This is a genomic window from Photobacterium sp. GB-210 (assembly GCF_003026075.1).
Taxonomy (GTDB): Bacteria; Pseudomonadota; Gammaproteobacteria; order Enterobacterales; family Vibrionaceae; genus Photobacterium.
Map to the genome: position 1 here is coordinate 622,372 of NZ_PYNU01000002.1, position 12,576 is coordinate 634,947.

Below are 12,576 nucleotides of genomic sequence, written 5' to 3' on the forward strand. Positions count from 1 at the left end.
ATCTAGATAAGAGTATACTTTTAATATGCTATTCATTATCAAATATTTTTACTTATTTCGGTGATCTTTTATTTTTTTAAGCTTGTTGATGTTATAAATATGATATATATATCAATGTGATAGTGGCTTATTAGATAATATAAACCGCTGTAATAACAGCGGTGATATTAAGAAGGCCTCAATCAAAGAGACTGAGGCTTTCTTTTGGTTACTTAGTATGAAATGACCAAATATTTCCAGTCGTTACTTTGCTATCATCGGTAACATCGACACGCCAGTAATATTGAGTATTTGGCAAAAGATCATTCAAGCTATACTTATTATCTACTTTATCAATGGGCAATAAGGCGTCGATATTCTTACCTAAGTAGACATCATAACTAAATCGGTTGAGATCCTGTGAGAACATTAATTCAATATTCAGATCAACATTGGCAGCCTTATCAAAAGGGACAGGGTTAGAGGCGATTGAATGCCTATGACCTGGAATCCAAGTGTTAGGGGCTCCATATTCATAAGCGCCAATATCAGGGAAAGAGCCAAGATAATCAATCGCCATTAAGCTACTGTTAGTTGTTCCCATATCAATGGTCATTGCGTTATCTTTCGGTCTAAAGTCACCCCAATAAGCGCCCCTTAAGTGGCTTAAGATCTCAGATGTATTACCTGTTATATTATTCGCTACCATACCCGGCACAGTTAATTGCTCGCTAGTACCCGATTTACGCCCTTGAAGTGTCCCTACTAAGTTGTTTAGCGTTTCAGAGCTGTCATTCAATCCACCAGCTGACGCTTTATTAAAGATGATTAGATCTGTGATGATGTTATTAAACATCAAGTTATTGTAGGTACCTTGCGTATCACCTTTAATAATATTGAAGGCGCTATTCCACACAACGTTGTGATGAACTAAGCCATCTTTACCTGTTTTAGCCGCACCTTCGACACCATCAAAACGAATACCTGCTTTTGGTGTATCGTGTACCCAGTTATAAGCGATCTCTGTGCCTGCTTGTTCATCAATCCCCACATTGATTGCTGCGCCATCATGTTGTAATAGACTGGTGTTGTATACATGGTTACCAATGACTTTAGAGCGAGCGCCAACGCGTACACCTTCAGAGTTACCTGCGGTATGAAAAGTGTTATTGCTAAAAGTGATATTCTGGTTTTGTGAAGCCATGTTAATGGAGCCTTCACCACCTGTACCTAGATTTGAATAGTCAATATCATGGATAAGGTTATTATCTACCACGTTACTGTTTTCTTTGATCATCTCAAACGCAGGTCCATCAGTGTAAGCAAGGTAACTATTGGTGATCTTGTTGTGTGTTTCTGTGATGGCTTTATTGTTATTAATAAACTTAATGGTTTGAGGGCGAGTTAAGTCACCTAACATGCGCTTTGAATACGCGTAATATTTCGCATCAAGATCATTAAAGGTAATAGACTGTGAGCTTATCACTGTAAATGCTGTCGCAAAAAAGTCGACATTATCGAAAATAAGGTGGCTAGAATTTCGGATGGTTAAGCCATAGGTCTGTTGCTTACCACGCACATGAAGTTGGTTAGGATCAGCATTATCGGGTGCCCATAAATAAACGGTTTTCGTTTGCTTATCAAAGAACCACTCATTGGGACTATCTAATAGCGCGAGTTTACCTTCAAGGTAATAGTGGCCTTCTTCATATTTGCCGTTTTTATTTGCCCAAAAATTGCCTTTAGAGAGCATATTAGTAGCGGCTTTTTTCATCGCACTGCCTGATTGAGAAAAATCGGTACTATAGGTAAAGCGATCACTACCAACCGTGTGACTATCAATCACTTGTGCCCAGTTCAACCAAGAACCAATGTTCATGATGGCAATGGCACCTGTTGCATCAATACCTGAATCAGCTAGTGATTGTGTGTTTACATCACTAGGAAGAGGTTGATATTCATTACCACTGTTTTTAACAGTGATCTTTTCATACGGGCGTTCATCAATCATTTCACCGAAACGACTTTCAGGGGCTTGATGACGCCATGTCGACTTCATATCCCACAGTGAGCCATCACTTAATTGAGCATTAGGCCAACGCGCTGACATCACCATTTTATCGTCAATAAACAGTTGCCAAATATCTTGATTGATTTGCGTTTTGTAAATATTACCGTCGTGTTGTTGCCATGGTGTCGTAATATCTATGGTGCCATCAAAGACGCTGTTATTTCCTCTGATCACTATGGGTGCTTCGCTGATCCCGTTAGCCTTATCAATGACTTCTGCTGTTTTATAACGACCTTCTGCCAGTTCAATAATGCTGCCTGCTTTAGCTTGAGATAAAGCTTTCTTTAGGGTTTTGTAAGGCTTAGTGAATGAGCCGTTATTATTATCGTTGCCATTAGGGCTAACAAAAATAGCTTGTGTTGCAGGGCAGCTATCGTAGTTTTCGGCGATAGTGCCGTCAGGGCAAGTAACTTCTGTTGGTGGTTCAGTAGGACATTCTGCAATCGTTGGTGCGGTAGAGCCGTCAGGGCACTCAATCGGTTCTAGGGGCGTATCTGGGCAACTTGTTTCATTCCAAAACCATGATGATGACTTAGGTGTTTCCCATAATCCAGGACCATTTTTAGCTTCAAAGCATTGAGACTGGTAGCTAACAATATCACCGTTATTAACTTTTGTTTCTCCCGCAATCCATAACGTGATATCAGATACCGGAGGTGTTGTTTCATCGACACAGATATTATCAACCAATATTTGACCATTTGGACAGACCACAGGTTCAACAATATCGACACAAATGTCATCGATTAACTCTTGATTATCCTTGCATGTTGGAGGGGGAGAACCACCGCATTCGGTCGGTTGCCAAAACCAATTAGACGATGGTGAAGGTGTTTCCCATGAGCCTGGATTATTTTGTGCGATATAACATTGTTCATTGTATATAACGGTATCGCCATTAACGACCTTGGTTTTACCATTAACCCACTCGATTGAGTTTGCCTGAGCATTAAAGCTAAATAGGGGTAATAAGAAGGGAAGATATTTAATTCTTTTGTTCATATGCATTCCTTGGCTAAAAGCGTTGCTGATCATTAATAGTTGTTATTTTTTTGTTAAAGATTAGCGTGAGGAAGGCAAGTAAGCATAACTTCGGTAAGTTTAGTAGAGGTATTGTGATAGCCGAAATACTTCACTATAGATACACGGTATATTACATTTGACGATTTGATGTTAGTTCAATTATTTACTAGTACTAGAAGCTTACTTTTACTCACCAAATTGAACGATTTCTTAGTAAATATAAGAGCGATTTGAAGAGAATAAGAATAAATTGATTTCGATGCTTGTTAAAAATTCAAAGCAAGTGATAATGCGATAAATTGAAAGTTTGTTTTGTAATTAATTTATGTAGGTGCAATGAAGATACCCCCACGATTACAACCTCTTGTAGAGGATGGCCTTATTGATGATGTTTTATCACAATTAATGAGTGGCAAAGAAGCTTCCGTATATGTTGTTCGCAGTGGTGGAAAAATCTGTTGCGCTAAAGTTTACAAAGAAATAGATCAACGTAGTTTTAAAAAAGCCGTCTCATATCGAGAGGGGCGAAAGGTGCGCAATAGTCGTCGTGCTCGAGCGATGGAAAAAGGCTCTAAGTTTGGCCGTGATGAACAAGAAAAAGTGTGGCAGCAAGCTGAGGTTGATGCGTTGTCGTTGTTAGCCAAAGCTGACATACGAGCGCCTGTGCCTTATGGCTGCTTTGATGGCGTATTATTGATGGAGTTGATCACCGATGCAGATGGTAATGTTGCACCTCGACTCAACGATATCACGCTAACTAAAGATCAGGCATTACACCACCATGAGCTAATGATTAACTATGTTAAACGTATGCTATGCATCGGCCTTATTCATGGCGATCTATCAGAGTTTAATGTGTTAGTGGATGCTAATGGCCCTGTTATTATTGATTTACCGCAAGCAGTAGATGCCTCAGCCAATAATAATGCCAAATGGATGCTTGAGCGTGATGTTAAAAATATGGCTAACTATTATGGTCAATATGTACCTGAGTTGCTTAATACACAATACGCAAAAGAAATGTGGGCATTATTTGAAGCTGGAACATTAAAGCCAGAGACTGAACTAACCGGTATTTATGTTGAAACTGATGCCGACGCAGATATTGATAGCGTGATGGCGGAAATAAATGCTGTGATGGAAGAAGCTGCACTTCGTCGTGCTCGCATCGCAGAACACGAAGAAATAGACTAACTCCTCATTAATTCCGTTGATTGTTGAGCACAACGATCGATATCGTCATTATTAGAGCTTTGGTAAAATAAAGCTCTAATCTTCGTTTTTATTACAATGAAAAGGTACATCTAGCAATGAAAGAGGCGTCAGTCATTATTGGGTTAACTAACCCTAAAAGCCCTACAAATGTTGGAGCGGTACTAAGAGCTGCAGGGTGTTATCAGGCGGATGCGGTTTTATATACAGGAACCCGATATGATAAAGCGGCAAAGTTTCAAACTGACACGAAACAAATGCAACAGACAATTCCTTTGACTGGGGTAGCATCAATGATTGATGATCTACCCGTAGATATGAAGATTGTGTGTGTCGATTTTGCAGAAGGCGCAACATTACTTCCTCATTTTACGCATCCAGAAAAAGCGATTTACATCTTTGGCCCTGAAGATGGTTCAATCGCACAAGATGTTGCAGACAAAGCCGATCATGTTGTGTATGTTCCTACTGTCGGGTGCATGAATTTAGCTGCCTCCGTCAATGTTGTGCTATATGATCGCCTAGCAAAGCAGGAGAATATTGTTCAAAGTGATGAACATATTCGCCAAAATAGAGATAATAAAAATAATCTGCGTGTAACGGCTAAATAACGTATAGCAAAAATAAAAACTTAATGGTACGCCCTATCTTAAGGGCTATCATTTAGCTTCTAGAGATTAACTATCACTTAACCCTCCCTTAAAAATATTTATATTTCTAACTATTAGTCTGCAGCGTATGCTTTTTAAAATTCTTATATGAAAAGAAAAAAGCATGAATATTTGTATAGATAACAATCGACATTTACGTAAGTTTTTCCATCAACATGCCTGTTACGAAGAAGCAATCATGTGTGATCTTCGTGAACGATTACCGCTCTTATTAACGTTACATAATGGTAAAATTAAATCAGTACCTCATGCTTTTTTTTCTAAATTGAGAGTCTTAGAATATAAGATTATTGTGAAACCTGATGTTGCATTTAGGGTTGCGTTTACAGTGAAAGATGAAGTACTGACAGTGATTTTTATTAGTGAAGTACTCATAAAAGCACATTTTTGTAAATTGATAGCAAAAACAGATTTACTTGATTAAGAGGTTGCTAATGTCAAAGTTACATATTTCTCAGGTTGAATCCGGTTGTGAACGTTTTTTAAAGTCGATGCAGGTTGGTGATGCATTTGAAGTACTGACTTTTAAAAAAGATCGTGGTTTTAAAGTATTGAAACAGTCATCAACAGATTATGTGTTTAAGCAGTTTGGCTACATTGAGCAGAATATTGTATCTGAGTCTAGTGCGTTGAAAAAACACATTAAAAAAGCTATTAAAATAGAGTTTCCGAGAAGTAATATTGCATGGATTGAGCATTTCCATGGGGTAAAGTCGATTGATGAATTAAGTAAAAACCAGCAAACACAATATCATTTATTTTAATCATAATGTGGTTTTTATTAATGGTGTAACAAAACATCACAGCAGTAGAAAAATTGCATTTGAGTATAAATTTTCTGATTTGCTCTCAACACCAACAGGCGATATAAATCTTTTTTTATCTCGATTGGAACGAATATGAATTACGACAAACTTATTGATGCTTTATTCACGCAAGGTTGGTTTGTCTGGGATGACTTTTTAGCTCAGGATGAGGTTAAAGCACTTAAAGCTTGCATTCCCGATGATTGGAGCCAAGCGGGAATTGGCCGAAAAGATGAATATACCACCCAAAAATCTATTCGAAGCGATAAAATTCAATGGCTCTCGGCTGAGATGGGAGAGCCTGTTGCCAATTTTTTAAAACAAATGAATGAAATTCGCCTAGAGGTGAATCGTCACTTTTTTCTTGGCTTATTTGAATATGAAGCACATTTTGCCAAATATGAGCACGGTGATTTCTATCAAAAGCATTTAGATTGTTTTCGTGGTCAAGAAAATCGTAAATTAACAACGGTATTTTACCTTAATGATGATTGGCTACCCGAACACGGTGGTCGTTTAAAAATGTATGATTTAGATGATAATGAATTAGCAACATTAGACCCAAAAGCGGGGCGTTTAGTTGTATTCTTATCTGAATTCTTCCCTCATGAAGTGTTGCCAGCAACACAACGTCGTTTTAGTATCGCTGGTTGGTTCCGAACTAATGGGGTTACAGGTAATCAATTAGATATCTCTCGTTAATTAATGATAAAAAAGGAGCTTTTGGCTCCTTTTTATCTTTTTAATATGTAATATATTTGAATTAAATATTAAATTAAACACGATGCTATTAATATTGATTATATCAATTATTGAAAATAGTAAGATATTTCAATCAGTAAGATAGTATTTCTTATATGATAAAAGCCTTAAAGGCTAAAGTTTTATAGAATAAGTTTCATATGTTTATTTTCAAAATGCAATAAAACATAGAATTATTGCTTAAAAGCTAATACGTAATCTGATTTAAATCAAAATAGGCATGACAAATCTAGGCATCTATGTCTAGAAACTTTTTTTCAATTAAATGATACTGTATATTCAAATCATAAACTTTATAAATAAATCAAATTCAGAACAGCTAGGTTAGAGCATTTAATGGTTACTGAACTAAAAGCTTTAAAACGAAACCAATATGGTAAAGATTTTATCTGTAAAACCATGCAATCGGTATATGATGAATTAAAGCCAGATCATTTTTATATAGCCTATTTTAATAAAACTGGTACAAAAGCAACGTCATTAGCTTATTACGTCAATGGTAACAAAAAAGTCAGTAATATTAGCTATATGCTAGATGATATACCTTGTCGTAAAGTGTTAGAAAGCGGTGCAATATACTTGCTGAGCTCGCAAGCGTATCTTGTTTATCCTAAAGATAAATTACTGGTTGAGTATGGTTTTGAAGCATATTTAGGTATTCCTATTTTTTCAAAATATGATGATGTGATAGGTATCCTCGTTTGCTTGTTTGAACAACCCACTACTTTAACACCTTTACAATTTAATTGGTGTGAGGGTATTGGTCAACAATTAGGTTCAGAGCTTCATTACTTAGCATTACTAGCTGAGCAAAAGCTGTTGTTAAGTGAGATGGAGTCATCTCAACGTGTTGCTAAGTTGGGTAATTGGCAATGGGATGTACAGACAAACACATTTACTTGGAGTCAAGAAGTATACCATATTTATGAAGTCGATAAGCAGCTAACGCCAAATTTGAAATTAGTTCAGGAATACATCCATCCTGAAGATAGAGATCGTGTTATTCATTTTATGAATAATATAATAATATCATCACATTCAAGCTATAATATTATATATCGTTTATTATTGCCGAGTGGGAAAATTAAATATGTTAGAAATGAATCGAATATATTTAAAGATGATAATGGAAATACAAACCTAGTACGTGGCATTGTTCAAGATATAACTGAGTTTTATCATTTATCATCAGAGCTCTCTATAACATCAAATAAATTACATGTTACTTATAATGCAATTATAGAAGGTGTATGGGAGTATGATTTTTCAAATAATCAGACAATAACATCACCTAAAATATGGGATCTTTTGCAAGTTGAAAGTGGTAAAGTTAATTCGCTTCATGATTGGATATCAATCATTCATAAAGATGAGCGAAGAGCTGCAATTAATGCTTTCAAAAAAATTAAAAAAAATAAGTGTCAGTTATTTAGTTTTGAATTTAGAACAAATCCTTCTTCAGTTAATAATGATAGCAATTTAACTGATCGTTGGTTTAAGTGTGAAGGTCGTGTTGTTGAAGTTGATGCTTTTGGTAAAAATGAAAAAATAGCTGGTGTGTTAACTGATATCACAGAATCAATATCAACTGTTCAGCAATTGAATTTAGCAAAAACTGTCTTTGATAATACTTCAGAGTGTATTGTTATTACTGATCACTGCAATAATATTGTTACGGTAAATAAGTCATTTGAGCAAGTGACAGGATATAAAAAAGAGGATGTGATCGGAAAAAATCCAAACATATTAGCGTCTGGCATGCATGATAAACGGTTCTATGAAAACATGTGGCATAGTGTGGAAACGACAGGCCAATGGAAAGGACTGCTCTATAATCGCCGGGAAAATGGTCATGTTTATCCTGAAGAAATGACAATAAATAAAATTGAAGATGATAATCATGAAGTCGTTAACTATCTTGGAGTTTTTCATGACGTTAGCGTACGCCAACAAACAGAAAAAAAATTACGTTTTTATGCGAATAATGATGCGCTAACCACACTTATGAATCGCCGTTGTTTTAGTGAAATGGTAGAAAAAGAACTCGTATTTGTTAAAGACAACAAAGCAGACGATCGTTGTTATCAGGCGTTTTCCATTCTATTTATTGATCTTGATGACTTTAAAGCAATCAATGATTTATACGGTCACGCTGTAGGTGACAAACTTCTAAAATATATTGCTGAAACGTTATTAAAACATTGTAGTGATGACAGTTTAGTCTGTAGATATGGTGGTGATGAATTTGCTATTTTACTCAAAGGCTACTCATCTTCTGAAGCTAAAAAATATGCTGAAGATTTAATAGGCGTATTGCTTCAACCTATTTATATCGACACTATTAAATTGGATATTACAATTAGTATTGGTATTTCTTCATATCCAGAAAGTGGTTTTACACATCTAGATTTATTAAAGAATGCTGATTATGCAATGTATGAACAAAAGCGTAATGGGTGCAATGGTATTTCTATTTATGATGGAAAATTACAAGCGGAATATATACGTCAATTAAGATTGAAAGATCGTCTAATTAAAGCTATTTCAGAATATAAAATACAAGTTTATTATCAGCCAATTATTGACATTGAAACAGGTAAAATATGTAAGTTTGAAGCTCTTACGCGTTGGTTTGATGAAGAAGAAGGGTATATATCACCTGTTATTTTCGTTGAGATGGCAGAGAAATATGGCCTGATTGGTGATCTTGGGAAAATAGTTTTTGATAAAGCGTGTTGTGATCTTGCAGATATTCGTCAGCAGGGTTTTACTGATATTTGTATATCTATAAATCGTTCTGTTCGTGAGTTCTCAAGCTGTGATCAAAAATATATCTACGATGTTATTGAACGATATAACTTACCGTTTGATAAAATCATGATTGAAATAACCGAATCTGCAGCATTAGATGAAGGTAATAATATTTTGGAATTATTATCTGAATTTTCTCAAAAAGGGATATCTATTGCGATTGATGATTTTGGCACAGGTTATTCCTCAATGTCAGCTATTATCGCCAATAAACCAAATGTCATTAAAATTGATAGAAGTTTCATTATTGATATAGAACATAGTGTTGAAAGCCAAATTTTAGTTTCTCTCGTGATGGATATGAGCCGAAAGCTAAACCTAGATGTTGTTGCTGAAGGTGTTGAATCTGAAGCTCAAGTGCGTATTTTATCTAAAATGGGCTGCCACTATATTCAAGGTTTCTATTTTAGCCCTGCCGTTGAAATCAAACAGGTAATTAGATTACTTGAACAGAATGCAGCTTGTACGATCCCTACAAATGTTTAACTAACAAGCTACATGGATAATCATAGTCGTGCTATAAAGTAAGAATTATTCGTATTTTTCAGGTAGTACATGCAAACGATATTTTTTGATTTTGATGGCACACTCGTTGACTCTGAGCGCTTTCATGCTGTGAATTGGAGTCAGTATTTAGCTAGCTATGGCGTTGAACTAAATTCTGAGACGTTCATGTCTCAGTACGCTGGCGTAACTTGGCCTCAGATCGCAGAGCACTTTATCTATCAATACAATATACCGCTAACGGAAACGGTAATGATTGAAGAGATGGAAGCATTAACAGAGAAGATGATCGTTGAAAAAGGCATACCACCGATGCCTGGTGTGGATGAATTGCTCAAAACCTTATCGGGTAAAGTGCCGATGGCTGTCGTCACCGGAGCTCCAAAAGATTACGTGCAAGGTGTTTTAGCGCAACATGGCTGGTTAGCACTCTTTGAGCATGTATTCAGTGGATATGAAGTGGCAAATAATAAACCTGCGCCAGATGTATATTTACAGGCCTGTAAAACAATGCGTGTGCTGCCTGAAAAGGCGGTTGCAGTAGAAGATAGCCGTACTGGCTTAATGTCAGCACTGAATGCTAATACCTATGCGGTTTTTGTAAATAGTCATAATATAGAATTAACTGCTCAGGCTCAGCATTCGTTTACATCAATGAAAGAGGCAACACCTGCGTTGTTATCATTGCTTAAGGTTAATGATTAAACATATTGTTTAGCTTATTGGTCTAGGTTAGCTATTACCTAACGAGTTAAGTTAGAATATGTCAAATTTTAGATAGGCTGTTATAAATGGAAAACGAAGATATCATGACAGGCGATATGCTTGTTGAGACGGTTGAAAATCAACTTGCTGACGGTGAGCCGTTAGTTGTTAAAGAAACGCTAATGCGTCTTGTAATGACAGGTACACCACGAGATGAAGCAATTCAAATGATAGCGTGCGCATTATCCATTGAAGTTTTTGATGTTATGAAAAATGATGGTAAATTTGATCTCAAGCGTTATAGCGAAAACTTAGCAGCGCTTCCTGATATGCCTTGGGAAGATGATATTTAAATCATAATAAAACCGCATAATATCTTGTTGCTATAAAAAAGATTATGCGGTTTATTTATTTCAACCATTCATACCAGTATGAAACTCACATCGCTTTTATTTAATATCCGTTGATTGGTGTATTGTTGCTATGCGAGCCAAGGTTGCAAGTGAAATATTGTGTTCTTCTTCTGTTGCCGCTGTACAAGCATCTGCAATAATATGCACCTGATAATCTCTATCATGAGCATCTCTAGCCGCAGATTGAATCGCCCATGTTGTGCTTACCCCACAAAAATAAATATCAGTGACCTTATTTGCACTTAATACGCTATCTAACTGTGTGTTATGGAAAGGATTGACTCTTGGTTTAGTGATCACAATATCGTCTTTACTTATCCGTAAATTTTGATGAAATTGTGTTCCCCAATCGTTCAAGTTTAATGCATTGATAGATTGCGCTTTACCAAACATTGGCGAGTGTAGGGGGAGATCGAGATAGTGATTATGAAAACCTACTTTGACATAAATACAAGGAATATGTTGGCTTTGTGCCCATAGAATTGAGCGGTTTGCATTTTCAATTGTATTATTATCAATAACTTGTTGAGCACAACTAGGTATTTTCCCGTTTAAATCAACGATATCATTAATAAAATCAATAACAACAAGTGCTTTATTCATACTAAACCTCGCAAAATTAAAACCATTCTAACATTACACAGTAAATCACAACTTAACGGATGAGTTATAGGGAGTAAAAGGCTTGATTGAAAATAGAGGTACAAAAAAGCTGTTATCATTTAACTTATTTTAGCTAAATACTAACAGCCCGTTTCAATGAATAAATTAAGCGTAAGCAAAAATAACACTACCGCCTTTGATAGTATCAATAATTTTCTTTGCAATTGCTTCAGGTAGGGCTGGACAGCCCCAACTACGACCTAAATAGCCATTACGTTTAATAAACTTTTCAGAAACATATTTTGCACCATGAATAACAATATAGCGTTTTAGTGCGTTGTCATTTTTACCACGGGTTAAGCCATTTAGTTTAAGAGAATAACCATTACCACCTATATAAGTCGATTCGGTTAAAAATGTACCCAGTGACGTTTTGTGCGAATTTACTTGATTCGAAAACTTATCGGCTTTAAGCAAACCGCTATTCATGCCATGCGATACGTATGTTTTGTAAAGTAATTTGTTTTGTTTTAAATCAATCACATAAAATCTTTTTTGTGTTGATGGTTTACTATAATCAATGATTGTCAGTAATGACTTTTTTTTGCCTTTGGTTTTGTTATACGCAATAAAGGCTTGTTTAAATACGTCGTAGTTAATTTTGTTTTTAAGATGTGCTTTTTGGTAAACATAATCTACTACGATATCAGTATTCTTTCTTTCAGTATGAAGAGCATGTGCTGATGTTTGGAATGACAAAGAACACATGATCAAAATTATTAGACATATTGCTTTTTTCATTAAGTCAGTACTACCATCGAACAATGCTTACGTGGATGTTTTGCGGGCTAAACTTTAGCATAAAAATAACGAATTAATAGGTAGTGTGAATGTAGTGCTATGCCTTGAGGGAATGTGTTGAGTGATGTTTATTTCATAAAGGATTAAAGATAAACATTAAATAACAGTGAGTTATAAAAAAGAACAGCATTTAATTATATTTATAGATATCAGTT

Annotated in this window: 11 protein-coding genes; 8 read left to right on the forward strand and 3 right to left on the reverse strand. The window is 35.7% G+C overall.

Annotated elements, in window-relative coordinates:
- Positions 1–208: 208 nt before the first annotated feature.
- Entirely contained in the window at positions 209–3,052 is a 2,844-nt protein-coding gene (locus tag C9J38_RS06400) for a right-handed parallel beta-helix repeat-containing protein (RefSeq protein WP_107206351.1), read from the reverse strand.
- A gap of 357 nt (positions 3,053–3,409) precedes the next feature.
- Between C9J38_RS06400 and C9J38_RS06405 the strand changes: the two genes are divergently transcribed.
- The 8 genes from C9J38_RS06405 (at position 3,410) to C9J38_RS06440 (ending at position 10,897) form a co-directional block, all read left to right on the forward strand.
- Complete coding sequence (locus C9J38_RS06405) at positions 3,410–4,267, forward strand: PA4780 family RIO1-like protein kinase (protein ID WP_107206352.1); 858 nt, start codon at positions 3,410–3,412, stop codon at positions 4,265–4,267.
- Positions 4,268–4,383: 116 nt separating this feature from the next.
- Positions 4,384–4,896 (forward strand): RNA methyltransferase, encoded by a 513-nt coding sequence (locus C9J38_RS06410; protein ID WP_107206353.1) that lies wholly within the window; start codon positions 4,384–4,386, stop codon positions 4,894–4,896.
- 163 nt (positions 4,897–5,059) lie between these two features.
- Positions 5,060–5,380 carry a hypothetical protein gene (locus C9J38_RS06415; RefSeq protein WP_107206354.1) on the forward strand — a complete coding sequence of 107 codons (321 nt, stop codon included), beginning with the start codon at positions 5,060–5,062 and terminating at the stop codon, positions 5,378–5,380.
- A 10-nt stretch (positions 5,381–5,390) separates the two neighbouring features.
- Positions 5,391–5,720, forward strand: coding sequence for a hypothetical protein (locus C9J38_RS06420; RefSeq protein ID WP_107206355.1), 330 nt, complete (start codon positions 5,391–5,393; stop codon positions 5,718–5,720).
- A gap of 135 nt (positions 5,721–5,855) precedes the next feature.
- Complete coding sequence (locus C9J38_RS06425) at positions 5,856–6,464, forward strand: 2OG-Fe(II) oxygenase (protein WP_107206356.1); 609 nt, start codon at positions 5,856–5,858, stop codon at positions 6,462–6,464.
- Between the two features lie 396 nt (positions 6,465–6,860).
- Positions 6,861–9,821 carry an EAL domain-containing protein gene (locus tag C9J38_RS06430; RefSeq protein WP_107206357.1) on the forward strand — a complete coding sequence of 987 codons (2,961 nt, stop codon included), beginning with the start codon at positions 6,861–6,863 and terminating at the stop codon, positions 9,819–9,821.
- Between the two features lie 69 nt (positions 9,822–9,890).
- On the forward strand, positions 9,891–10,544 hold the full coding sequence (locus tag C9J38_RS06435) for an HAD family phosphatase (protein WP_107206358.1): 654 nt from the start codon (positions 9,891–9,893) through the stop codon (positions 10,542–10,544).
- 86 nt (positions 10,545–10,630) lie between these two features.
- Positions 10,631–10,897, forward strand: coding sequence for a hypothetical protein (locus tag C9J38_RS06440; protein WP_107206359.1), 267 nt, complete (start codon positions 10,631–10,633; stop codon positions 10,895–10,897).
- Between the two features lie 96 nt (positions 10,898–10,993).
- Here the strand turns inward: C9J38_RS06440 and C9J38_RS06445 are convergent, their stop codons facing one another.
- Together C9J38_RS06445 and C9J38_RS06450 are read right to left on the reverse strand one after the other, a co-directional pair.
- Entirely contained in the window at positions 10,994–11,560 is a 567-nt protein-coding gene (locus C9J38_RS06445; protein ID WP_107206360.1) for an isochorismatase family cysteine hydrolase, read from the reverse strand.
- Positions 11,561–11,725: 165 nt separating this feature from the next.
- The gene (locus C9J38_RS06450; protein ID WP_199187088.1) at positions 11,726–12,361 is read right to left on the reverse strand and encodes a murein L,D-transpeptidase catalytic domain family protein; all 636 of its coding nucleotides are present in this window, start codon (positions 12,359–12,361) and stop codon (positions 11,726–11,728) included.
- Positions 12,362–12,576 lie beyond the last annotated feature (215 nt).

Bases quoted from the DNA above. Each gene is read 5' to 3' on its own strand.
- C9J38_RS06400 (WP_107206351.1), bottom strand. From the start codon at position 3,052: ATGAACAAAAGAATTAAATATCTTCCCTTCTTATTACCCCTATTTAGC.
- C9J38_RS06405 (WP_107206352.1), top strand. From the start codon at position 3,410: ATGAAGATACCCCCACGATTACAACCTCTTGTAGAGGATGGCCTTATT.
- C9J38_RS06410 (WP_107206353.1), top strand. From the start codon at position 4,384: ATGAAAGAGGCGTCAGTCATTATTGGGTTAACTAACCCTAAAAGCCCT.
- C9J38_RS06415 (WP_107206354.1), top strand. From the start codon at position 5,060: ATGAATATTTGTATAGATAACAATCGACATTTACGTAAGTTTTTCCAT.
- C9J38_RS06420 (WP_107206355.1), top strand. From the start codon at position 5,391: ATGTCAAAGTTACATATTTCTCAGGTTGAATCCGGTTGTGAACGTTTT.
- C9J38_RS06425 (WP_107206356.1), top strand. From the start codon at position 5,856: ATGAATTACGACAAACTTATTGATGCTTTATTCACGCAAGGTTGGTTT.
- C9J38_RS06430 (WP_107206357.1), top strand. From the start codon at position 6,861: ATGGTTACTGAACTAAAAGCTTTAAAACGAAACCAATATGGTAAAGAT.
- C9J38_RS06435 (WP_107206358.1), top strand. From the start codon at position 9,891: ATGCAAACGATATTTTTTGATTTTGATGGCACACTCGTTGACTCTGAG.
- C9J38_RS06440 (WP_107206359.1), top strand. From the start codon at position 10,631: ATGGAAAACGAAGATATCATGACAGGCGATATGCTTGTTGAGACGGTT.
- C9J38_RS06445 (WP_107206360.1), bottom strand. From the start codon at position 11,560: ATGAATAAAGCACTTGTTGTTATTGATTTTATTAATGATATCGTTGAT.
- C9J38_RS06450 (WP_199187088.1), bottom strand. From the start codon at position 12,361: ATGAAAAAAGCAATATGTCTAATAATTTTGATCATGTGTTCTTTGTCA.